This is a genomic window from Yersinia enterocolitica, assembly GCA_002082245.2.
Classification (GTDB): domain Bacteria; phylum Pseudomonadota; class Gammaproteobacteria; order Enterobacterales; family Enterobacteriaceae; genus Yersinia; species Yersinia enterocolitica_E.
Window position 1 is genome coordinate 180756 of record NBTC02000002.1, and the last position, 25209, is coordinate 205964.

A 25209-nucleotide genomic window follows, 5' to 3' on the forward strand; every position below is an offset into this window, starting at 1 on the left:
ACCCTGGAATCAGATTGAAATATCTCTCTTCATTTCGCACGACACTGAAAATATCCCGTTACTTGTTTCGGGTATTGGCCATTATGTTATGGTCACTTGGTGCACTGTTGACCACTTTTTATATCCTGAACATCCTCAACGAGAAAAAATCTGACATCCGTCAGGAATATAATACTAACTTTGAGCAGGCTCAGAGCTACATCAGGCACTCTGCCGATATCATCCGCGATATCAAATATATGGCGGAAAACAGATTAAATCAGGATTCGGCGAGCAGTGATATCGCTGCTGGCGCTTTTATCAAAAACAAAACGACACCACAATATTATCCGCTTAATACCGGTGCGGATTGTGCTGCACTTAATTCGTCGCGCCACTCTTCATTAAGTTCTCTTAGTAACCTGATTCTGTACTGGAAAGAGAACTTTGCCGCAGCTTATGACCTTAACCGGATATTCTTTATTGGCAGCGACACGCTGTGCATGGTGGATTTCGATATTCGCAATACCCCGATGGAGCAGGAGAGTCTGCTTAAGTCATTGAATGAAAATATTTTAAAATATCGAGATGCAAAAAATCAGGATAAAGACAGCACGTTGTATTGGATAGTACCGGGTGTGCGGCCTGAAATTGGTACCTTATATGTCCTGACCCCCCTCTATGTGGGCAACAAGCTAGAGGCAATGGTGGGTACTGAGCAAACTATCCGCCTGGAGGATTTTATCTCTTCCGGGACATTGCCTGTCGGCGTGACATTACTTGATCAGGATAATGAGCCGGTATTACGGTTAGCAACAGGGGAACGGTATGCTTCGATGTTAGACGATTACCCTGATTCTCCGTCTTATTTTGGCTACGTTGATGACTACAACTCGCTTATTCTAAAAAAGAATTTACTGCCATCAACCCTCAGCATCGCTTATTCCTTGCCGGTTAGAACGATAATAGATACATTCAAGTTATTAATTTTTAATGCATTTCTTCTGAATGCGCTTTCTGGTGTTGTGATCTTTACTCTGGCGTGGCTATTTGAGCGAAAAATGTTCCATCCAGCAGAAGATAACGCTTTGAGGCTGGAGGAACATGAACAGTTCAACCGCAAAATTGTCGCTTCGGCTCCTGTGGGCATTTCTATTCTGCGCATTAGTGACGGGACCAATATCCTCAGCAATGAATTGGCACATAATTATATTAATTTGCTGACGAATGAGGATCGCGAACGTATTACACGCATTATTTGTGAGCAGCAGGCGAACTTTGTCGATGTCATGACCAGCAATAACAATAATCTACAAATTAGCTTTGTTCACTCCCGTTATCGTAATGAAGATGTGGCTATCTGTGTGCTGGTTGACGTCAGCTCGCGGGTCAAAATGGAAGAGTCACTGCAAGAGATGGCGGCGGCGGCGGAGCAGGCCAGCCAATCAAAATCGATGTTTTTAGCCACGGTCAGCCATGAGTTGCGCACGCCGCTATATGGGATTATCGGTAACCTCGATTTGTTGCAAACCAAAGAGTTACCTCACGGTGTTGAGCGGCTGGTGACGGCGATGAATAATTCGTCAGGCTTATTACTCAAAATTATCAGCGACATCCTCGATTTTTCTAAAATAGAATCTGAACAACTGAAAATTGAGCCGAGTGAGTTCTCTACCGTGGAGGTGATAACCCATATTACGGCTAACTATTTACCGCTGGTGGTCAAAAAACGCTTAGGTCTCTACTGCTTTATTGAGCCTGATGTGCCACGACAGATGCTCGGCGATCCTGTCCGTTTGCAACAGGTGATTTCTAACCTGTTGAATAATGCTATAAAATTTACAGATACTGGCTGTATTATCTTGCAAGTACGGGTGCGCGGTGATTATCTGGAATTCCGAGTGCGAGATACCGGCGTGGGGATTAATTCACGTGAGATTAACCAGTTATTTGATCCATTCTTCCAGGTTGGAACTGGAGTGCAGCGCCATTTTCAAGGGACGGGGCTAGGCCTGGCTATCTGTGAGAAGTTGGTCAACCTGATGGATGGCGATGTTGAAGTGGTTTCAGAGCTAGGAATGGGCAGTATTTTTGCTATCCGCATTCCATTATATTTTGCCGAAAATGGCAATCGGGCTAAAAATGCCGTGTTACCGCAAAGCGACCGTTGGCAAGGGAAAACCTTGTGGTTGGATATCCGCAATGCGCGGTTGGAAAGCTATTTACTTGATTTATTGCGTCATTTTGGAGCCACGATCCGGCGTTACAGTAATGAACAGACCTTGCAGGATCAAGTGCTGATTTGTGATTACTTACCGCAAATAAACGCACCTCTATCGACGTGGATTCAAATCTCCATTGAGCACATTGGTCTGCCACAAGAGACGCGTCCAGGCTATTGGTTACTGAGCACATCGACCCTACTCGAGATTATCCCGCTATTGGACCAGATATTGCTGGAACAACAATTGGTTGAGTGCGCGCCATTACAGTTGCCAGCACCGAAAGCAAATCAGGATGAGAATGCAGACTTGCAAATTCTGGTTGTGGACGATCATCCCATTAATCGCCGCTTGTTAGCCGATCAGCTCACCACTCTGGGCTACCAAGTGATTACCGCGAATGATGGGTTGGATGCTCTGGCAGTATTGAGTGCCAATAATGTCGATATTGTACTGACTGACGTGAACATGCCAAATATGGATGGTTATCGTCTGACTCAGCGCCTGCGGCAGTTAAACCATCATTTCCCGATCATTGGCGTAACCGCCAATGCATTAGCTGAAGGCAAACAACGCTGTATTGAAGCAGGGATGGATAACTGTTTGTCCAAGCCAGTGACACTGGATACATTGCGCCAGATGTTGGTTTACTATAGTGACAAAGTCCGCCGTTCACGTTAAAGCCTTCGTACTTGAAGCCGCAGGGGTGTTAGCTGCACTCATTCACCCGAATCACTTACGTGAGTAAGCTCCTCGGGATTTATTCGTTTGCCGCCTACCTGCAACTCCAATTACTTTGGCTTATATCTTGGTCTTGAAGCCGCAGGGGTTAGCTGCACTCATTCACCCGAATCACTTACGTGAGTAAGCTCCTCGGGATTTATTCGTTTGCTGCCTACCTGCAACTCCAATTACTTTGGCTTATATCTTGGTCTTGAAGCCGCAGGGGTGTTAGCTGCACTCATTCACCCGAATCACTTACGTGAGTAAGCTCCTCGGGATTTATTCGTTTGCTGCCTACCTGCAACTCCAATTACTTTGGCTTATGCCTTGGTCTTGAAGCCGCAGGGGTGTTAGCTGCACTCATTCACCCGAATCACTTACGTGAGTAAGCTCCTCGGGATTTATTCGTTTGCTGCCTACCTGCAACTCCAATTACTTTGGCTTATGCCTTGGTCTTGAAGCCGCAGGGGTGTTAGCTGCACTCATTCACCCGAATCACTTACGTGAGTAAGCTCCTCGGGATTTATTCGTTTGCAGCCTACCTGCAACTCCAATTACTTTGGCTTATATCTTGGTCTTGAAGCCGCAGGGGTTAGCTGTTTAGGTCGTTTGGTTGTTATAACGAGAGTTAATGCATTAATAGCATGAATGGAAAAATGGATAAAAATAAGCCCGAGGTCACTGAGCAAATTTTGCTGAGCAACACCGGGCTTGAGATTATATCGGTAGATAAAGATTATTGTTCTTTATCAACCTGACTAATGGTTACAGATGAAAGATAGTTTAACAGCGCGATATCATTATCTACGCCCAGCTTCATCATGGCCGATTTCTTCTGGCTACTGATGGTTTTAATGCTGCGATTGAGTTTTCTGGCGATTTCAGTCACTAAGAAACCTTCAGCAAATAACCGTAAAACTTCACTCTCTTTCGGTGATAAACGTTTATCACCGTAACCATTAGCACTGATTTTCTCTAGCAGTTTAGCCACGCTCTCTGGGGTGAATTTCTTCCCTTTTTGTAGTGCGGCCAATGCCTTAGGCAAGTCGGCTGGTGCGCCTTGCTTTAATACTATCCCATCAATATCCAAGTCCAAAACTGAACTAAGAATAGCGGGATTATTATTCATGGTCAGAACAATTATGGCTAAATCTGGGTAATGCCTTTTTATATATTTTATCAGAGTGATGCCATCACCGTACTTATCCCCAGGCATGGAGAGGTCGGTAATTAGCACATTGGCATCAAGTTTAGACAAACTGTTAATAAGCGCTGTAGAGTCTTCAAACTCCCCGACAACGTTTACCCATTCAATTTGCTCAAGCGACTTTCGGATGCCAAACAACACAATTGGATGGTCATCAGCAATAATTACATTAAGGTTGTTCATGGTTATGGGTTACCTTGCTGCAACAGTCTGGTGACGAAAGAATCAATTTGACTGATGCTATTTTCGATCTTCAACCGATCGCCATCTGCGATATGCTGTTCTAATGTTTCACATAGCTGTTTGCCAAGTATCAGGTTCAACATAGCAAATACGCCTTTCAATCGATGTGCGGTCTGCGAAAGCGATATGAAATCACGTTGCTGAACTTCAGTATACAGTTTCTTCAGATCTACCGGTACTGTCTCAACAAATAAGGAATAATAGTCACTGGACTTTAGTTGTTGCTCGTAGGTATTTATATCATCAGCAGCAATGGATTCAGACTCTTCAGGTGACTCATCTGATAAGATTCGTTGCTCGATTAATAATAATATTGCATCAATGACAGCGCTGCCCAAATTATAATTTACCCGAATATAATTATCCTGCAACTGCTGTAAACCCACCTCGTCTGAGACTAGCAATAAGGTAAAGTTATCATACTGTTGTGGGTTATCCGTTAAGGTTACATCGTAATCCCGCCCTGGCAAACGATCATCCGCGACAATGCAATTGGCGCCGAATGAATTCAATAACGTGGTGATAATTGAACGTACTTCTTCTGAAGTTATATCTAATAGCGCCGTAACTCCGTCCAATAATTTTTCTTGCTCCTCTACTTGTTCATTTTGGATAGCCATGGTTACACGGATAGTATAGCGAGTACCTATATCTACTTTACTGCGAATCTCAAGTTGGCCGTTTAATTTCTTACATAATTGGTTACATAAAAAGAATGTTAACCCCGAGCCATGGTTGTATCGGTCAACCAATGTTTGACTGAGGAAAGGATAATTAAGATTACTGATCTCTTCATCAGAAATACCGACACCAGTATCGGTTATCTGGATAATCAGTTGTTCTGGATGCCCGGGTTCGTGGCCAACATTGAGCGTGATTTTCCCATAAGCTGTGGTGATAACAGAATAATGCAGTAGCAGCGACAGTATTTTACGTAAGATTTTTTCATCGCCGATGTAATCCTGATCGATATTGACATGATAGTGATTAAACAGCGTTAAACCTTTCTGATTTATCGCAGGCAGTACCTCCAGCAGTAGCGCATCGATTAATGCTGATAGAGAGAAGGCCCCCTGTTCAGGCTGCCAGTCCTGAGTCTCCAGCCGCGTCAGGAGGGTAATGTTATCTATCAACTCGGCGATAGTGTCAGTTTGCGCTACCAATTTGGCTTTCAGATTCTGTTGTTGCTGTAAGTCGGTGGTGTTCTGGAGCTCATGGGCTATCTGATTGAGGTTGTTGATAGGTTGATTCAGCTCAATCCCCAAGTTGTGCAACATCAATTTGCGGGCTTGCAGGTTTTTGTCGTATTCACGCCTTGCTTGTTGCAGCTTTTTATTTACCAGTACCTCTTTATCCTGATCATGAAGCAGGAACAGATAGGTTTCTGGTGAAATCTGGCTGCGGAACATCCGAATCTCATAAACTTCATTATTTACCGTGCCCTGAATCACCCCGTGGTGCTGTTCTGCCATATGAGCAATTTTTTGCAGATTTAGATGGGGCATCAGGTTATCGGCAATCTGGTTACTAGCGACTACAGTGCTGTTGCTGAAGTTATAGACCAATAACCCTTGTGGCAGGCTGGTAATAATCTCCTGACTCAGTGATTTCTGTGTTTCTAACTGTTCGACCATATCTGCACTTGGGCGCACATATTGGCGGCGCACAAAATAGATGCCTAAAACAGCCAGTACTAGCAACAATATATTGGACAAAAGGAGCCAAAAGTTGTTTCTCAGCAAATCAATGGCTAACCCCCCGACCGGGACACGATAGACAATTTTCAGCGCGGCATTCGCCAGAGGGGCTGAAAATTCTAGCCAGGAACCATTCAATGCCACGCTGGTTGCTACAATGTCCTCGGGCGCCATACCTTCATTAATGGGAGTCTTATCTTGTTGCAGCAAAAAGTTAGAACGCGCCATGTTGGAAGGTATTAAGTCATTAATTGGTAAGTCAAAAGCGATAACGGTAGCCAAATGCCCAGGATGGTTAAATGTGGTTCTCAGCGTAAAATAGTAGGCGTTCTGAAAGCGAAATTTACGTAACGGTGAGAAACTCTCACGTTCATCTAAGGTATTGGCCTGTTGCAACATTTCCGCGCGCCGAGATTCAGCAGCAACGGTCAGGTAACTTTCTTTAAAACGCGAAGTGACTTCTTTTAATGCCTGGGTGGTGATGAGTGTCAGACTATTATCTTGGCCGTTAAGATAATACATCGAGTAAGTATCATTTTGTGACCCCCAATGGCTATCAAGATAGTCAGATATCTGCAAGATCATCGGCAGTGTTGCTGGCTCGTGATTGCCAAAAATGACCGAGTCAGTTTTTCTGCGCGGCTTTTCGATATAGTAAATATCAGGGCGTAGCCGGACCTCTTGTGCGGAGAGGATACTTTTCTCAGACATATTGGGGTTATTGGCTAAATCGTATATCTGATAGGTATGATAGCGGTAATCATCGATACGTTGTTGCAGGCCTGCGGCGATAGTCGTTAGCGCGTATTTTTTTTCTGCCAGATAGGCATTGGTATAGTTGTAGCTATACAGGCCCATCGTGACGAGCAGCAGGACGATAAACAGCCAGAAACAGCGAGTGATATTCGCAGAACTGGTAGATAACGAGTTATTTTGCATAACGATAATGCATATTCCTTGATTAGCGCGTGACGGCTCTGGCGCTGGCAGTGACGGTCAGTAATAGTAACGCCACACAGCCAAAAGCCACCGATAAATTGCTTAATTGTGCGACAAACCCAATTGCCGCAGGCCCGGCTAAAATCCCGGCGTATCCGATGGTGGTAATCGATGCTACCGCCAAATTGGCTGGCATCACGGTTTGGTTACCGGCGGCGGTAAATAAGATAGGCACGACATTGGATGCCCCAAGCCCTACGAGCATAAAGCCCAAAAGAGCGGCAATTGAGCTATCAACGCTTATCGCAATGATAATCCCAAGCGCAGCACACAGACTGCCACCTAATAATACCTTGTATCGGCCCAATCCGTTGACAATCCGATCGCCATTCAAACGCCCGAGTGTCATGGCGATGGCAAATACCGCATATCCCATTCCCGCTTGTGAGGGGTCCATACCGCGCAGTGTAGTCAGGAAAACCGCACTCCAGTCAAGCATCGAGCCTTCGGCCAGAAACATAACAAAGCACAGGAAGCCAATAAACATCACCCAACCACGCGGCAAAACAAACAGTGGGCCGTCATGGGCTTCTCCGCTACCTCGTAGCAAATTCTTATTGGCAGTGAGCAGGAGAACAATCATTAGCACCACGGTAGCGATAATCGCCGCCAATGGGCTTAGCCCCAACCATAATAAAGCACTCACGCCACCAGCACCGGCAATCCCTCCGACACTAAACAGACCGTGGAAACCGGACATCATGGCCCGGCCACTGGCTTTTTCAACAATAACCGCCTGAATATTCATGGCGACATCTATTATGCCCATAGCAGCACCGAATACGAGCAGAGCGAGAGCCATCGTCACCGGGGTATTCATCAGGACTAACAAGGGAAGATCGAGGCACAGCACTGCCCCTGCCAGTAAAATCACTGGGCGGCAACCCCATTTTGCCGTTAGTACCCCGGTCAGGGGCATTGCCAGCATCGAACCGATACCAATACACAATAGCAGTAAGCCCAACGACGCATCGTTAAGACCGATACGCGCTTTGGCAAAAGGCACCAGAGGGGCCCAAGCGGCCATACCCAATCCTGCAATAAAGAATGCCAGTCGGGTCGAGACTTGCTGTGCAACACCTGGCTGCAATGTTTGTTGGAGTACTTTGGTGGTCATGAGGTATCAGATCTGCGATTGAAACGAACAAGTGATATTGACAGATGTTTCTATCACAAAGAGAAATGCGGGTCGAAGGGATTTGTCTGGATTAGTAGAATAGTTGCTTTTTATATACGGTTGCTTGCGGGCACCCCATGACTCTAAGCCCTATATATGCATGGCATAGCTGGCCTCTCTTTAGCTACTCATTAGGCTAAAATGTGGTTTTTATCATCCTAAATACACCGCAGGATAACCGTATCACTCAATAAGATTGTGGCTTAAAATCAAAAATGATTAGCCGAGGATTATTTCTAGTAGAGAGTGAACCGTTCAATTATTCATCGTTGATGAATAATTGAACGGTCATCCATAGGGCATTATAATCACTGATTAGATATTTTTAAGCTATTTGTGCTTAAATAAAACCATGAAACTATATTATTCGGCTACTATTTCATCTTGTTAATACGTGCTCACTATGAATATACTTAACTATATATTATTGGCAATAAAAAAGCCGGTCAAAGACCGGCCGTAACACTAACTAATTATCTGGCCACATAAGCCACAATGTGAATAAAAGTAAAAATAATGATGATAGCGGATGTATTATAGCCCTCGATTATTGTATTTTACTTATCAATTTGTGCTGCTGATGTATTTTTTCAACATGTTGTTTTATATGTGAATTATATTTATTCTTGATTATAAGTGCTATATTTTTAGTGTTTTTAATATTTGTTAAAGTTCGCCAGTATTTACATTTTGAAATACTTTGCTGGGTATATGAAACATTATCCGTCACTTAGTAGCATTTTCTGTATAGATTAATCCTAATCTTATTCCCACAATAGAGAAACCCCATTGGGAGTAATTGCTCGAAAGAGCAGTGGCATAATCAAATCTAATAATAGAGGATAATAACGATGAAACTTCGAGTTCTTTCTCTGCTGGTTCCGGCTTTATTAGTCGCAGGTAGTGCAGGTGCAGCTGAAATTTACAACAAAGACGGCAACAAACTGGACTTGTTCGGTAAAATTGATGGTCTGCATTATTTCTCTGACAATAAAAGCAATGATGGCGATCAGTCCTACATGCGTTTCGGCCTAAAAGGCGAAACACAAATTAATGACCAACTGACCGGTTATGGCGAGTGGGAATATCAGGCAAACCTGAATAAAGCTGAAAGTCAGGATCAAGGCAACTTCACGCGTGTTGGCTTTGCGGGTCTGAAATTTGCGGATTACGGTTCTCTGGATTACGGCCGTAACTATGGTGTGCTGTACGACGTAACTTCATGGACTGACGTGCTGCCAGAGTTTGGTGGCGATACATATGGTGCGGATAACTTCCTGTCTCAACGTGGTAACGGCATGGCGACTTACCGTAACACCAACTTCTTTGGTCTGGTGGACGGCCTGAACTTTGCGCTGCAATATCAGGGCAAAAATGGTAACGGTACTGAAACCAATAATGGCCGTGATGTACAAGGGCAGAATGGTGATGGTTACGGTATGTCCGTATCTTACGATTTGGGCTGGGGTGTGAGTGCGTCTGCGGCGATGGCCAGTTCTCTGCGTACTACTGATCAAAATAACCTGAAATTTGGTCACGGTGACCGTGCAGATGCATACACCGGTGGTTTGAAATACGATGCCAACAATGTCTATCTGGCGGCTAACTATACTCAGACTTATAACCTGACCCGCTTCGGTGATTTCGGCAATAACAATGCCGATGCAGGTTATGCTAACAAAGCGCAAAACATTGAGTTAGTGGCTCAATATCAATTTGATTTCGGCCTGCGCCCATCCGTGGCTTACCTGCAATCCAAAGGTAAAGACCTTGGCAACGGTTATGGTGACCAGGATCTGTTGAAATACGTTGATGTCGGCGCAACTTATGCCTTCAACAAAAATATGTCCACCTACGTTGATTACAAAATCAACCTGTTGGATGAAAATACCTTTACCAAAAACGCCGGTATCAACACTGATGATATCGTAGCTGTTGGTGTGGTTTACCAGTTCTAATTCTGATTACAGGATAAGTTCTGAGGCAGAACGCGGTCAATCTGGCCGCGTTTTTTTGTGTCGGTCATCAGGCTGGTATTGTTAGGACAGGATGTTTATCCGCCGAAGGCAGCTCTTACGTGCATTGAAAACAGCCGATGGTTTATCAAAAGGCGCGCCATTTTTAGCCGCACAGACTTTTTTTGACCAATTTTGGTGTGAAGTTTAACCAAACGAATCGAATTTCAATTTTTTCTAAATGAAACACTAGACATATCATCGCGCTATAGATGATAATGCTGCCCATTGGAAGGATGGCCGAGTGGTTTAAGGCAACGGTCTTGAAAACCGTCGACTGTAACAGGTCCTAGAGTTCGAATCTCTATCCTTCCGCCAAATTTAAAGCCCAAGCTTATTGCAAGCTTGGGCTTTTTGCTTTTTCAGCGGGAACAAACAGAGAACGGCTATTACTTGGCCTGCGCCTCGAGAGTAAATGTCTCTTGAATCACCGCCATCTCTTTAACCATGATAGTTTCCGTGCGCGCTTTTGCCACGCCACGGCAGCCTTCACCATAGTGTTCACCTTCCCAACGCCCAACCAATGCTGCACCAACTGCGTTACTCATCACATTAGTGGCAGAACGGCCCATATCGAGGAAGGGATCAACACCCATCAGTAGAATCAACCCTGCTTCCGGGATATTGAACTGGCTCAACGTTGCGGCAATAACCACTAATGAAGCACGTGGAACCCCCGCCATGCCCTTAGAAGTCAGCATTAGAATCAATAACATGGTGACTTGCTCACCCATGCTCAAATGGATATTACATGCCTGAGCAATAAATATGACCGCGAACGAACAATATGCCATGGAGCCTACAAGGTTAAAGGAATAACCAATCGGCAACACAAAACTGGCAATTTTGTTGGATACGCCAAACTCTTCTAATTTCTCTAACGTACCAGGGAAGGCCGCTTCAGAACTTGAGGTGGTAAAAGCTAACAGCGCGGGTTCGCTGATGCCTTTAATTAAGCGCAGCGTGCAGCGGCCAATCAGAAGTATCGAACAACCAATCAAAATAAGCCACAGCAGGCCGAGGGTGAGATAGAACTCGCCCATAAAGATACCGGCACTGACTAATACACTTAAGCCACGCTCAGAAATCATGGCTGAAATGGCAGCGAATACGGTCAGAGGGGCAAACAACATGACGTAACCTGTGAGTTTTAGCATCAGGTGTGCCAACGAATCTAATACCGAAACGATAGGGGTAGCTTTTTCACCGATGGCGGACAGGCTAATTCCCATAAATATAGAGAACACAACAATTTGCAGGATTTCATTGCGTGCCATCGCATCCACAATACTGGTTGGGATAGCGTGTGAGATAAACACCTTAGCCGAGAATGGTACTGGTGCGATACCGTCAACAGCGCTGGCAGTTTCCGCCACGAAGTTAATCCCATCACCGGGTCTTAACAGGTTAACAATCACCAACCCGAGCAGAATGGAAATGAATGCGGCGCAAATGAACAAGAACAGCGTTTTTGAGAAAACGCGTCCTAAGGTTTTGGCATCCCCCATTTTGGCAATCCCAACCACTAATGTTGAGATGATTAATGGAGCAATGATCATTTTGATCAATCGCAGGAAAATATCGGTGAAAATAGATATTTCAGATGAGTATGATTTAGCGAACTCAGGGCTGCTAAAGGAATTAATTAAAAATCCGACAATAATACCTATTATCAGACCCAATATGATCATTGTGGTCAAATTTTTTGATTTCATAAGGATTCCATTTATAAGTAGGGTGGTATCGTTGCTCTAAACTTAATTAATAACAGTGCTGATGTTGTATTTGCCTCTATATTAATCACGGTGCAGGACGAAGCGAATGACGCAGCGCAGTGCACCGGATTATTAGAGTGTTTTTTCTATTGCTACAGTTAATGAAATACTAAATGCTAAACTCGAGTTTCAATAATGGTGCATGTTGCTGAGCACCATAGACGTCAGTATCGCCTACTGCACCCGATACCAGGCTGCGCGGCATGACTACCTTGACAGCATTGGCGGGATCGAACCAAACAATGCGGTGTACAAATTTGGGGTCAATTTTATAGAGTTGCGCAATCAGTTCTTTTTTAAATTGCCCTGATGCTTTAATGCTTGAATATATCTCTTTATCCTTAAATAAAATGTCCAGCACTAATTCATAAGGACCGGCATTTTTCGATCTGACAACGTGTGCCAAATCTAAAATTGATTTTTTCATGCTACCACTCCTTCGGTTGTTACATTTTCCAGGCGGAATTTAAATGCAACTTCTGGTGTGTATTCCATCAAATGATAAATGGAGAATTCATAAACCAGTCCCGCTCGAATATCTGACGGAGAGAATGGGAAGGCCAAATTACCCGCAGTAGCTATTCGCCCGGCATAACCATAATGAAGCAGAGTAGAGCGGGCGAGTGAACATATGCTATCAGCCATGGCTTGAGTCGGGGCGACAACATCCAGCAAAATACCCAATTCATAAGAAGTGGTATCCGGCTCTGGCTCCATTTTGCCCATGACACCGTTCTTGCCGTACAGATGAAAATTGAGCTTCACCGCATCAGGATCGATTTTGAGGTTTTTTTCGACACTGTTGCGTACTTCGACCAAAATATTATCAATACCGGCAATCATAATGGAATCACGGGTGCCGGCAATACTCAGGGTACGATAGCCCACCGGACGTGCGCCTTCCAACTTCACGGTGTATGGCGTGTTTTCATGTACTGACCCGCTGACACGAACCTGGCCGTTGCCGACATTTTCAAAGCGACAGGCTTTCAGGTTCAACACGCCGCCGGGGCCGGGTAAGAAATATGGGTCAGATTTTTCATACAAGGTATGTGCCGCGGCCGAGGTTTCGGTAAATTGACGTTTCTCGTTGAAGGTTTTTAAGGTAAAGCCAGTTTCGTCCAGAATACCCATTGCGCAGTCGGAGCCTGATCCCGGTGTTGCTGCAATAGCAGCACATTCCAAAATCTTGCCACAATGCAACGCCAGACCTTCATCGAATCCCCTCATAATCGGTAACGCCGCAAAGCAGGCGGGATCATAAGCACGGCCACCTAACACCACTTGTGCGCCCGCTTGCAATGCTTCCTGAAAAGGCTCGATCCCCATTTGAGCAACGATATAGGTTGTGGCATCAATGGCTTCATGAGTCAGTTCAGGGACAAAATCCAGCGACTGAATCTTGCCGGCATCAAGGGCGGCGTGCACCACTTCTTTACTGACGTCGGCAGGGATAACAGCCAGCGTAAAGTTGAGCGATTCCTCTTTGGCAATCTCTAAAATTATCTGGCGACACCACTCCAGGTGCGGTGCAGCCCCTGAACCACCCGCAGTACCGATAACCACAGGAATACCATTTTTCACCCCTGCGGTTATCATATAGCGCAGATCGCGTTTTACTCCAGCGCGGTCGGTAAAAGGTTTACCGGCACCCAAATAGTGAGGGCCGGGGTCAGAGGATCCAGCATCTACGGCGATTAAATCAGGTGACTCCTCCATCGCTTTCATAAAGCTCTCTTCCGGGAATCCGTACCCCAAGATGGCCGTTGGTGAGAGAATTTTAAAGGTCTTAGACATATCAGTTAGCCTTTGCATTAAGTTGCGCGATGGTGCGAGACATCTCGTTGAACACAATGTTCATCCCTTCATCAAAACCCATCCCCGGTTTGATTAGCATCCGCATCGGACGGGAGGCGATAGCGACATGCACACAGGTGCGAGCGCTGATATCGGTTTCGTTACAAGTCCCCCCCTGGTACGCTTCCATCCCTTTTTTATTGCAGTAAAGAACCGCGTCCACGATGTTGTGAATACTGCCCAAATCAGGGGTTTTGATCTGCACCATGTGACAACTACCCGCATCAGTAAAATCGATGATGTCTTGATAGGTGTTACACCATTCATCGGCCACAATTTTGACTTTCGAACCGAGTTTTGCCAGATTGCGGGTAATCTCAGTTAACAGGCGGATTTGGTCTGGTTTATTGCCCGCATCAACCGGCCCTTCGATATACAGATCCAGATCGCCGGCTTGTTCTTGCAGACTGGCGATATATTCAGCGCACCGCATTGGGTCCATGTCAAAAATCAGGCCAATGGTGCCGTAAACATCAATATGCAGATTCGGTTTGTAGTTAGGATCAACGCGCAGTTCAGCCACGCGTTTGGCTAACCAACTCACATAGTCACGCAGTTTTTCGCCATTGCGGCCCAGTTTTTCATCAACGTTGTTGATAAGACCATGTGGCAGAACATCGACGCCTTTAACGATCATTTTATCCACAGCGATATAACGGTCATCGCCACTTTGACCAAACAGCGGAATAGGTTTGGCAACCAGCGGCAGATGCCATTCGTCACACACTACCTCGGCTTTTAAACGCCCGGTAGCTAACGCAGTGGCATCCAGCAATGCCTGAGAAAGGCCGTAACGAATGGCGGTATGTAGCTGTTTGCCATCAATGGTCACGTCGTCAAAGAAACGGGCATTCAGACGAAACTCACTGACATCGCGCCCTTCCAGTAGGGGTTTGATATGTTTTTCTAAGAAAGGAACAAAATTTGCTGCGATAAACAAAGGATCACGACCACCAGCGCCTGAGTATTGCACTGCGGCACAGTCACCCACTGCCACGGCCCCATTTTCTAAAATTAATTGGATGTTGACGCATTCACCTGCCTGCCGAATTGACGTGAATCCCTCAGTCACCGGCTTGCCTTGATAGATAAACCCATCCAATTTCGCGCCATTTTTGATTGCTTGTTGGTCATCGAAGTAGAAAGATGAGTAACCTGCGGTGAACAGAGCGTGTTTGATTTTCATTATGGTCTTCCTATTAATTTACTGTGGGATACAGCGTTAATGTCATCAATAATCATTTGGAATGAAGGTACACGGCCTTCTTCTTTAGCGCGTTCAGCAACAAAATCATGGTGGAGTGCTAGTACATCTTCAGGCAGGGGTACTGAACCCGGATCGAAGACGCGGATGGCGCCATGGTTATCGCGGATAGGCATCATTTTGCCGGAGTTACAGGTGGCGGGGGCAAATGGCACATCAAGGACTCCCGCTTCAAAGGCACGTACGGTACCTATCGCAATATCGCCCTGACCCAGTTCCAGCACTTTGTTCATAACGGCGCGAACTTCACGTTTAATCAGATCAACCTCGCGATCGACCTCCAGACAAGGTGGGAATTTTTGGTCACGAACCATGTTCAGCATTTGGTTCGAGGCTCTTAATCCTTGACCATTTGCCTCGGCAGTTGGGATCCCGTAGGCCTCATGTGGGCTTTTGGTAATCACCTTGGTAGCACCGGCCATCCCCGCTACTGCGGCCCCCCAAGAGATAACCGCGAATGCACGGGACTCATCTTCTGGGAATCCCCCCATCCATTGATGGAACACGGTACTCAACTCGTAATTGTCGTAGCCATTAGCGTGGAAATATTCATGAGCCAGCTCGCGTAATGATTGGATAGCCGCGATATCTTGCACAATATTACCCACCTGGCCGTAGCCCACGGTGATAGACCGGACACCTTGTTCCAGCGCGAGTAAACCTTCAATAATCGCGACCGCATGGGACACAAACGGCGGGATTAAGGTGCCGGTCAATGGGCCAAATGGCTCGCGGTTAATACGAATACCATGCTCTTCATATACCCCAATCAAGCGATCGCAGTACTGCCAGTCACGAATGGATTTCTCCAGCGTTACGCGTTTTGCATAAGGAATGTTGTAGGAGATCCCGCCGCCTTCGTAGCTGGTAAACCCACTGGCCATTGCTATCTCGGCCAGCAGCCGTGCATCAGGTGTTCCGTGCCGGATCTGCAATGGTTTAGATAAGCTTTCAGTAATGCTGCGACAAGCTGTTACACCGTGGTTGACGACCGGTAAACCATTGAGTTTTGATGTCCCTGCTTCGATAGATTTTTGGATGCCGATGGCTGCATCTTCGTAACGATTAAGGCGGGTATAGGCATCAATCGTGGTGGGTAGGAGGTCGCAATCTTTTTGCAACGCTGTCAGCAGTGCGATATGTTCTTCGATTAATGCGACCCCAGCACGAGGTTGGCTCAACGTAATGCCTTGGCGGTCTGCTTCAAATAATGCCCGGGCAAAATTTTTCGACTCAGGAATTGTTTGCTGATACTTAACGCCATCTTCAAATTTCTCAACGTCTTTGCCGGTGTGCCACGTTTGTAAGACGTGAAAACGTTCTGACATAAAGTGATCTAAAGAAATCTTTTTGTTGCGAAGTTCCATCATGACTCCAGTTTTTACTTGTTCAAAATTCGAACGCCAGTTTGGGCGGCAGCTTTAGGAAAGCGACGGGCGACATTGGCGAGCAGGGGAAGTAAACCTTGTGTATCTCTGTAATATTCAAACTTGCCGGGGAGCAGAACCTGCTTGCCCTCATCATCTAAATTGCGATATTTCAGCCAGTTATGAATATCGAATGATTCTGCTCGGGATAGCCACCCGCCAGTGCCAATCACCTTTTTAACCAGGCTTAAGTCGCGACCGACCTGTAGGTCAATATTGCCTGCGCAGGTACAAACCTGTGTTTTTTTGCCCGCATGACGTTCAGTGGCATATCCGACACAAATCCCAGCCAACAATTGGTCGAAAACAACTTCTTCGTCGCTACGGGGTAAATAGCCCGGATGCGCAGTGATATGGGTTAAATATCGATAAAAAGCATCAATTTGGTTTTGTTGATGTGAGAAGTAATGAGCAATCATCGGCATACCGGTTTCGCCGGCATTCATCGCTGAAACGCGCATCCCCAGGTCACCTTCGACGGTTCGTTTAATCAGCGGTTCTGGGATCCCGTGTATCACGGTGTCGGGCAGCATATGACTGTTATAGGAGGAGTAAACATCGGTGGTGGCGCCCCCCATATCTATCAACATGAACGTTTCCCAATCGGGCACGTATTGGCGAATTTGTTGTACCAGTTCGAAGACTGAATAGGGCGTAGGCAGTGGGTCTTCACCCGTTTGATCAACGATGACGTCTAAACCTTTCCCTCTAATAATCTTTTTGAGGAAAATGTTGCAAATAGCCTTACGCGCATCAAATGGATTAGGGCTGTCGAGATTGGGCAGCACGTTATTAACGATGGTTAAATCTTTATCACCGAGGATCTCCAATACGTCATCTTGCAAGTCGCGATTTCCGGCATAAATAATGGAGCACTTCAATTTAGATTGAGCCAATAGTTTCGCGTTAGACAGGCCATGAGCGTAGTCACCGCCGTCAGTACCACCGGTAAATAACAGGATATCCGGCGGTGATGCTTCTAAAGCCCGTACATCTGATTTATTCAGGTTATAGGCGAAGTGTTGTGACACTTTAGCCCCCGCAGAATGCGCGGTGACCTTGGCGGATTCGAGGGTAATATTGGGCACCAGCCCAATAGCAGCAACCGCTAATCCGCCTTTGGCCGATGAGGAGTAATCAATATTGACCTGCCCTGACGCTAATAAAGGGCGTGCATCGGCAACATTCAGGATCTTATTCAATACCGAAAAAAATCCTTCAGCCAAATGGTGTGGCGTAGTAGGAGATAATGCATAATTCTTCACATCAATATGGTCATCATCTCCCACCTCGAACACTGCCCCTTTTGTCCAGGTGGAGCCGATATCGATAGAAACGGTGATCATTGCACGCCCCCAGCCGCTGCTTCTGGTTGCATGGCATGTTCAATATCGCCTTTCATTAAAGAACAGACTAATTCCAAATCAGTGTCGGGTGCGAAGACGCGGTTGAATCCCATCTCTTTGAATTTTGACTCAATTTCTGAGAATGCATGTTTACCAATAACCAAATTTCCGCCGACATACAGCAAGATTTCGCCAATTCCGCGTTCAATGCAGTTCTCACGCATACCAATACAATCCACTTCACCGTGCCCATAGATAGAGGAGATGACAATGGCGTGAGCACCGGTTTCAATGGCAGCATCAATATATTCATCCTGACTCACCATCACTCCGAGATTGATGACGTTGAAGTTGTGCATTGTAAACACTCGGTCTAGCACCTTATTACCAACAGCATGGCAATCAGCACCAATGACGCCAATAACAATTGTTGGATTTTGCATGTTAAGTCCTCTATGTAGATTACGATCCGTATATTGGTTTTGTGAGTAGAGAGCTAAATTTATTTTTTTAGCCCTCTACGCGTAAATCAAGATTATCTATTTTATTCTTCAGGTATCGATGGCAATTCACTGGGAATTGGCTGGCTTATAATGTGCTTTTCCAACAAATTAAATACAATTGATTTATTGTCAGGACATCTTGAAAAAAATAAAAAAGCAAAATAAATTATTTTAAATTGGCAGTTTAGATTGAGTAAATTATTTAAAATCAATCTATTGTTTATGTTATTTGTTTTTTGTTAATGCATGGTTATAAATATAATTAAAAATGAATGTGATTATTTAGAGTGAAAGTGTGATCTATATAAAAGTTATGGGTTAATTCTGTTTGTGTGATGCTGATCATATTTATATTTCTAGGGTTTAGTTTTGTTTTCTGTTGGTTGGCTATATTTAATGAATTAATATGAGATATTTTATAGATGTGAGAGTTATAATGTTAAAAATAATAGTGAGTTATTATCACATTAGCTGAATATTAAAAATCAATGATGTTTGCGAAAATAATATGTTCATCAACGCACGCCACCCACAACCATTTTGACAATATGAATATGCGGATAGTGCTTAATTATCTGTGGTTGATGCAGTGTGCTGATAAGGCGGTCTAGATCGTGTCGTTGATGATTGAACAGCAAACCAATAACGCTGCCACTGTGGGCTACGTTCAAACCATAAATTCCGCTGCGCTCAACGATATCCAGTAACTGATGAAATTCAGGCTTAGGCAGCATTGACTGGCTGGCGACGGCACTTAGCGTGGTGGCTTCGCCCAAACGATAGTGGCACTGGGTATCGTTAGCCTGTTGAAACAGTTGCATAGCATTGGCTAAGTTGGCTGCCTGTTTAAGTAACAAGGGTTGGCGATTTCGTTTATGGAACTCTTCGGTTAACAGCGTTTGTGTACTTTCAAGTAGCAGAATGTCGATGTCGGGTCGCCAGGTAAAGGGATGATGATTTTGCGCGGTCTGGTGATCAAAAAGGGTGAGATCTTTAAATATCGTGCTGTCGGTGGGTTCAACTGCCACGCAGAGTTTGGCCAGTGATTCGTCACTCAGTGATTTACCCAGTAAGCGGCTGGTCGCGATAGCTGTTGCGGCAATATCGGCGGTGCTACTGGCTAATCCTTTAGCCACGGGAATAGTGGATTCAAACGCAATGCAGATATTCTCGCTATATTGGGCAGGCTCGCCAAAATGCGCCAACACTTGCCTGACCATGTGACGCATACGCGGTCGTTCACGCCAGCTCGGTTCCCCTTCGGTAACTGAAACGGTGCTAAACCAGTTAATCGGGCAAGAGATAAGTTTTTCTCCGCCAAAAATCCACCCTTGGATCAGTTCACCGCAAGAGGCTGGGCAACGGGCTTCAGCCATGAGAAACAGCCTGTGGCCAGATGTGGTCTGGATGCCTGATATAACTGACGGATTGAATGCCGTTCTTATGCACTACTGGCCCCTTGGAACAAATAACTATTGCTGACAACATACTCAGATTGCCTGCAATAGTGGTTCATGACTGATATCAATTTGGTGGGCAGTAAAAGCCAGAACATCACTAAGATTGACGACATGACCAATCACTAACAGTGCGGGGGCATGTAATTTTTTACGTACAATTTCATCTTTTAGCGTGGTCAGTGTCCCTTTTGCTATCTCTTGCCGTTGCTGGCTGGCATACATCACGGCGGCGGCGGGGGTGTCGGGTGATTTACCTCCGTCGATTAGGCGTTGGCAGATCTCCTCTTGTCGCGTCATTCCCATTAATACGATTAACGTCCCATCCAGTTGGGCCAAAATATCCCAGTTTTGTGGTTCATTTCCCTGACACATATGCCCGGTGACCACATGAAAGCTGGAAGCGTAGTGCCGATGGGTCACGGGGATACCGGCATAGGCTAAACCGCCAATAGCTGAGCTGATACCTGGAATTATCTCAAAAGGGATCTCTTCATGGGCAAGTGCCTCGGCTTCTTCTCCACCTCGGCCAAATACATAAGGGTCGCCTCCTTTAAGACGAACAACATTTTTCCCCGCCAGGGCATGCTCGACCAAGATTTTATTGATCTGTTCTTGTGGGACTGGATGATGATTTGAGGTTTTCCCCACATTAATAATTTGGCAATGGGGTGGTGCTTGAGAAATTAACTCAAGATTAACCAGACGGTCATGCACAATAACTTGAGCTTCACGAATGGCTAGCAATCCTTTTACAGTGATTAGAGATGCATCCCCCGGTCCCGCCCCAACTAACAATACTTTTCCTTTACTCATTCGAGCAACCTTTATGGCCGATAAGATTTTTAATTTTATTAAAATTAATCACCAGAAATGCGTTATATAAAAACGGCATATGATTATTAAACTCCGCATCATTATTCATAAATATGAGATTATATATTTGACCTTGCTCCCAATATTTAATCATTTTATGGAATGATCTCTTTCAAATATTTCGCATTTGATGTTTGTTTTTATAACTATATGATTTTCATATTAAATTATGGTTTTATTTTATTTGTGTTAACGCTAAAGCATCAATATTTAAATGTGCAATGTCCTTCGTTATAGTTTTGGTTTATTCGCTTATTTTTTATCTTTAATATGATATTGCTATTGATAATCATGAGGGCTATCACAAAAATGACGGAGACCCATGTCTATCTAAATAGAAATGTGTATTTTAAAAATCAAAAAAAGAAGCGTCGCTATCAATATTTGAATATTAGTTGTGCCCAGGTACACAACTATTTAATCGGTGTTTTATGAAATAATGGGTGAGCTATAATGCGGTGTAAAATTCCTAAAACTGATTTATTAGTGACATTTGAAGCTGTTGCTCAATATGAAAGCTACACGCGAGCGGCAGAAAAGTTAGCGTTAACCCAAAGTGCTGTTTTCCGTCAAATTACAGCATTGGAGGAGCTACTTAATGTGTCATTATTCCACCATGTCCGTAAGCGAATTTTCCTCAATGATGCGGGTCGTTATTATCTTGGTTTAGTCAGAGATACATTGGAGCAACTGGAAAGAGATACGCAAAGCATTATGTCTTACCAGTCAACTCAGCAAGTGTTGGAGCTGGCGGTTACACCAACATTTAGCACACATTGGCTCATTCCAAATCTCAGTGACTTTCATGAGAAGCATCCTGAGATTGTTCTTAATTTAGTGGCGCTGACTACGCCTGCTGATTTTCTGAATTTGAAATACGATGCGGCAATTATGCGTGAGGATTTCTGTAGCCCGTGGGCTGAAAATGAGCACTTGTTTGAAGAAGAGCTAGTGCCTGTCTGCAGCCGGATGTTGTGGCAGGATGAGAAAAAAGTGATGCTTGCAGAGCAGTTGATGGATGAACTTACGTTGCTTCATCAAACAACTCGTTTAGATTCGTGGCATGACTGGTTTACATTATCAGGCGTTAATAGCCCTAAAGTACGAATGGGGCCACGTTTTGATCTTTTATCGATGCTGATTTCTGCTGTGCGCTCCAATCTTGGCATGGCGTTATTGCCCCGATTTGCTATTCACAAGGATTTGGAAAATGGTGATATGGTCATTCCATGTGATTTACCCATGAGCACCGGAAACCACTTTGTACTGACCTACAAAGAAGGTAAAAGAGGGTTGAGAAGCTTGCAAAAATTAAGTCGCTGGCTCCATGATAAATCTAAAGAGGAAGAGCTAAAAAGAGCATGGGTTAATTAATTTTTCAAAGCGACAGATAAAGAATTATATTTTATTTTTTAAAATAAAATATATGTTTTGAACGTAGGATTAAATTAATGTCGTGTTCTAAATTTACGATGATAATTGAGTTGTCGTATTTTTATGGCATATTACCATAGCGCAGCCATTTCTGGTTTGTGCCTATTTTTAATGGGTTATTACCTTGGTTTTTCTTTCTTTTTCGGCTGTGGAAATTGTTCTGGAGTTATTCACCAATACGCATTATGTGTTGCAGATAGAACAATTGCTTTTTATTTTACTCTATTAATAATAGCACGATGATACCAGCGACTTACTGAGGTTTTTTTATTCTTTGATTTTTTAAATACAAAGGGTCAGCGATATTTTCTTACTATTTCCCATTCAGCTAATCGAGTGAAAATAATGTATAAAAATGATTTTTTTTACCAAGATCTCTTCCCTCTGTCTGAGGACCGCACAGAATATTACTTGTTAACGGATAAGTATGTTTCCACTATCGAGGTTGATGGCAACGAAGTATTAAAAGTTGAATCTGAAGCGCTGACATTAGTCTCCCAGCAAGCGTTCCATGATGCCTCATTCTTCCTGCGCCCAGCACATCAGCAGCAAGTTTCTGCCATTTTGCATGATCCGCAAGCGAGCGAAAATGACAAATATGTCGCATTGCAATTATTGAGAAATTCGGAGATTTCAGCCAAAGGTATTTTGCCGAACTGCCAGGATACGGGCACATCCACCATTGTAGCGAAAAAAGGCCAACGGGTTTGGACTGATACTGATGATGCCGAAGCATTATCACGCGGCATCTATAACACCTTCCGCCAAGATAATCTGCGCTACTCACAAAATGCGGCGTTAGATATGTATAACGAAGTGAATACCGGTACCAATCTTCCTGGGCAAATTGATATTTTTGCTACCTCGGGTATGCAATATTCGTTCTTGTTTGTGAATAAGGGCGGCGGCTCCGCCAATAAAGCAGCGCTTTATCAGGAAACAAAAGCGGTGTTGGAACCGGCAAAACTCAAAGCCTTTTTAATTGAGAAAATGAAGAGCCTGGGAACGGCTGCTTGTCCTCCTTATCATATTGCTTTTGTTATAGGAGGTACCTCCGCAGAATTAACCTTGAAGACCGCTAAACTCGCCTCGACAAAATATTACGATAACTTACCTGGCGAGGGTAATGCGTTCGGTCAGGCTTTCCGTGATAAGGCGCTGGAAGAGGATCTGTTACAAGCTTCACGTGAATTTGGCTTGGGTGCTCAGTTTGGTGGCAAATATTTTGCACATGATGTTCGGGTTATTCGTTTGCCGCGTCATGGTGGCTCTTGCCCGATAGGGATGGCAATTTCATGTTCTTCTGATCGGAACATTAAAGCCAAAATTAATAAAGAGGGCATATGGCTGGAGAAATTAGAGCGCCACCCTGAGCGATATATTCCTGAAGATTTGCGGATTAATAACGAAGGGACGGTAGTTAACATTGATCTTAACCGCCCGATGGATGAAATTCGTCAACAGCTTTCACTTTACCCGGTATCCACCCGCGTATCACTCAATGGCCCGTTAATTGTTGCCCGCGATATTGTGCATGCCAAGCTGCAACAGCGTTTGGAACAGAACCAGCCATTACCTCAATACATGAAAGATCATCCCGTCTATTATGCTGGACCTGCAAAAAAACCGGATGAATTGGTATCCGGCTCGATGGGGCCAACGACTGGAGGGCGCATGGATCCTTATGTCGATCTGTTCCAATCCCAGGGGGGCAGCTTAATCATGTTGGCAAAAGGCAATCGTAGCCAGCAAGTCACCGAATCATGCCATAAGCACGGTGGTTTCTATTTGGGCAGTATCGGCGGTTCTGCGGCCATTCTGGCGCAGGAGTATATCGAAAGTCTGGAATGCCTTGAGTATCCCGAGCTGGGAATGGAAGCTGTGTGGAAGATGGAAGTCAGGAACTTTCCGGCGTTCATACTCGTTGATGACAAAGGCAATTCATTCTTTGATCAAATTCAAATCAAGGCCTGTGCCGGTTGTCAGAAATAACGTTGTGTTGAGGAAACCACGATGTACGAAGAACGTTATCAGCAGCGGCAGCAACATCTTAAACAACAGGTTGAGGAGCGGGTTGCTGCCGCGACAAAAAACGGCGGGATCATTATTGTATTTACCGGTAATGGCAAAGGGAAAAGTACCGCCGCATTTGGAACCGCAGCCAGAGCCGTTGGCCATGATATGCGGGTAGGTGTGCTTCAATTTATCAAGGGGGACTGGGAGTGTGGTGAACGTAACCTACTGGAGCGTAACGGGGTCGAGTTTCATATCATGGCAACCGGTTTTACTTGGGATACCCAAGATAAAGCGGCGGATATCCAAGCGGCCAGACTAGTGTGGCAGCAGGGCGCGCGGATGTTATCTGACCCTGGTTACCAGCTTGTGGTTTTAGATGAGCTCACTTATATGCTCACTTACGGTTATTTGAGCTTGGATGCGGTGTTGGCGGCGTTAAAAAATCGGCCTGTACATCAAAGTGTGGTCATCACCGGGCGAGCCTGCCATCGGGAAATTATCGCACTGGCAGATACCGTTAGTGAGTTACGACCAGTGAAGCATGCATTTGATCATGGAATTAAGGCGCAGAAAGGTATCGATTGGTGATGGGAATCCGATTATGATAACTGCTACGCTTATTTATTCATCAATCTGTTGTTTTATGAAGCGGGATACAAATAATTTGTTGATAACGCTTGATTGTTTGTTCTGAGTTATACTATATTGCGCGCCAAGGAAACGTAGTAACGTTCCAAAAAATTTCGCCGGCATAGCTCAGTTGGTAGAGCAACTGACTTGTAATCAGTAGGTCCCGAGTTCGACTCTTGGTGCCGGCACCAATTAAAAACCCGTTATCTGAATAAGATAGCGGGTTTTTGCCTTTGTACTGCTGCCACTGCTGATTTTCTGCTGTCCCCCCTCCTGGGCTATTTATTTTTTGTGATCCCATTCTCTTTTTGTCTGTTCTCTGCTTGTTATCTATATTCAATTATTGTTGGCTGATCACAGCA

The 25209-nt window shown here is 44.7% G+C and carries 17 protein-coding genes and 2 tRNA genes; 7 read left to right on the forward strand and 12 right to left on the reverse strand.

What is annotated here, in order from left to right; all coding sequences use genetic code 11:
• Positions 1–14: 14 nt before the first annotated feature.
• On the forward strand, positions 15–2882 hold the full coding sequence (locus A6J66_002170) for a two-component system sensor histidine kinase RcsC (protein PNM23096.1): 2868 nt from the start codon (positions 15–17) through the stop codon (positions 2880–2882).
• 778 nt (positions 2883–3660) lie between these two features.
• Here the strand turns inward: A6J66_002170 and A6J66_002175 are convergent.
• From A6J66_002175 to A6J66_002185, 3 genes are read right to left on the reverse strand one after another with little or no spacing between them, the layout of a single operon-like run.
• On the reverse strand, positions 3661–4314 hold the full coding sequence (locus tag A6J66_002175; GenBank protein ID PNM23097.1) for a transcriptional regulator RcsB: 654 nt from the start codon (positions 4312–4314) through the stop codon (positions 3661–3663).
• Positions 4315–4316: 2 nt separating this feature from the next.
• On the reverse strand, positions 4317–7010 hold the full coding sequence (locus tag A6J66_002180; GenBank protein ID PNM23098.1) for a phosphotransferase RcsD: 2694 nt from the start codon (positions 7008–7010) through the stop codon (positions 4317–4319).
• A 22-nt stretch (positions 7011–7032) separates the two neighbouring features.
• The gene (locus A6J66_002185) at positions 7033–8187 is read right to left on the reverse strand and encodes an MFS transporter (protein PNM23099.1); all 1155 of its coding nucleotides are present in this window, start codon (positions 8185–8187) and stop codon (positions 7033–7035) included.
• 911 nt (positions 8188–9098) lie between these two features.
• Here A6J66_002185 and A6J66_002190 point away from each other — a divergent pair.
• Together A6J66_002190 and A6J66_002195 are read left to right on the forward strand one after the other, a co-directional pair.
• Positions 9099–10205: a porin OmpC gene (locus tag A6J66_002190; protein PNM23100.1), complete on the forward strand. Its 1107-nt coding sequence runs from the start codon at positions 9099–9101 to the stop codon at positions 10203–10205.
• Between the two features lie 287 nt (positions 10206–10492).
• Positions 10493–10580 (forward strand) — tRNA-Ser (locus A6J66_002195).
• A 71-nt stretch (positions 10581–10651) separates the two neighbouring features.
• Here A6J66_002195 and A6J66_002200 read toward each other — a convergent pair.
• From A6J66_002200 to cobA, 9 genes are all read right to left on the reverse strand, one after another.
• Positions 10652–11977, reverse strand: coding sequence for a dicarboxylate/amino acid:cation symporter (locus tag A6J66_002200; protein ID PNM23101.1), 1326 nt, complete (start codon positions 11975–11977; stop codon positions 10652–10654).
• A gap of 169 nt (positions 11978–12146) precedes the next feature.
• Complete coding sequence (locus A6J66_002205) at positions 12147–12464, reverse strand: DUF4387 domain-containing protein (GenBank protein PNM23102.1); 318 nt, start codon at positions 12462–12464, stop codon at positions 12147–12149.
• Positions 12461–13834 (reverse strand): acyclic terpene utilization AtuA family protein, encoded by a 1374-nt coding sequence (locus A6J66_002210; protein ID PNM23103.1) that lies wholly within the window; start codon positions 13832–13834, stop codon positions 12461–12463. Before A6J66_002210 ends, A6J66_002205 begins: the two co-directional genes overlap by 4 nt.
• A gap of 1 nt (position 13835) precedes the next feature.
• Positions 13836–15080, reverse strand: a complete 1245-nt coding sequence (locus A6J66_002215) for a methylaspartate ammonia-lyase (GenBank protein ID PNM23104.1) — start codon at positions 15078–15080, stop codon at positions 13836–13838.
• Positions 15080–16525: a methylaspartate mutase subunit E gene (locus A6J66_002220; GenBank protein PNM23105.1), complete on the reverse strand. Its 1446-nt coding sequence runs from the start codon at positions 16523–16525 to the stop codon at positions 15080–15082. Before A6J66_002220 ends, A6J66_002215 begins: the two co-directional genes overlap by 1 nt.
• 14 nt (positions 16526–16539) lie before the next feature.
• Positions 16540–17931, reverse strand: a complete 1392-nt coding sequence (locus A6J66_002225; GenBank protein ID PNM23106.1) for a glutamate mutase — start codon at positions 17929–17931, stop codon at positions 16540–16542.
• Positions 17928–18374, reverse strand: a complete 447-nt coding sequence (locus A6J66_002230) for a methylaspartate mutase subunit S (protein ID PNM23107.1) — start codon at positions 18372–18374, stop codon at positions 17928–17930. Before A6J66_002230 ends, A6J66_002225 begins: the two co-directional genes overlap by 4 nt.
• A gap of 575 nt (positions 18375–18949) precedes the next feature.
• Entirely contained in the window at positions 18950–19810 is an 861-nt protein-coding gene (locus tag A6J66_002235; GenBank protein PNM23108.1) for a GHMP kinase, read from the reverse strand.
• Positions 19811–19924: 114 nt separating this feature from the next.
• Positions 19925–20707 (reverse strand): uroporphyrinogen-III C-methyltransferase, encoded by a 783-nt coding sequence (cobA, locus tag A6J66_002240; protein ID PNM23109.1) that lies wholly within the window; start codon positions 20705–20707, stop codon positions 19925–19927.
• Between the two features lie 513 nt (positions 20708–21220).
• Here cobA and A6J66_002245 point away from each other — a divergent pair.
• The 4 genes from A6J66_002245 to A6J66_002260 all read left to right on the forward strand — a co-directional run bounded on the left by A6J66_002245 (position 21221) and on the right by A6J66_002260 (position 25038).
• Complete coding sequence (locus tag A6J66_002245) at positions 21221–22141, forward strand: LysR family transcriptional regulator (protein PNM23110.1); 921 nt, start codon at positions 21221–21223, stop codon at positions 22139–22141.
• Between the two features lie 405 nt (positions 22142–22546).
• Positions 22547–24193, forward strand: a complete 1647-nt coding sequence (locus A6J66_002250) for a fumarate hydratase (protein ID PNM23111.1) — start codon at positions 22547–22549, stop codon at positions 24191–24193.
• Between the two features lie 21 nt (positions 24194–24214).
• Positions 24215–24805 carry a cob(I)yrinic acid a,c-diamide adenosyltransferase gene (cobO, locus tag A6J66_002255; protein PNM23112.1) on the forward strand — a complete coding sequence of 197 codons (591 nt, stop codon included), beginning with the start codon at positions 24215–24217 and terminating at the stop codon, positions 24803–24805.
• Positions 24806–24962: 157 nt separating this feature from the next.
• Positions 24963–25038 (forward strand) — tRNA-Thr (locus A6J66_002260).
• Positions 25039–25209: the final 171 nt, after the last annotated feature.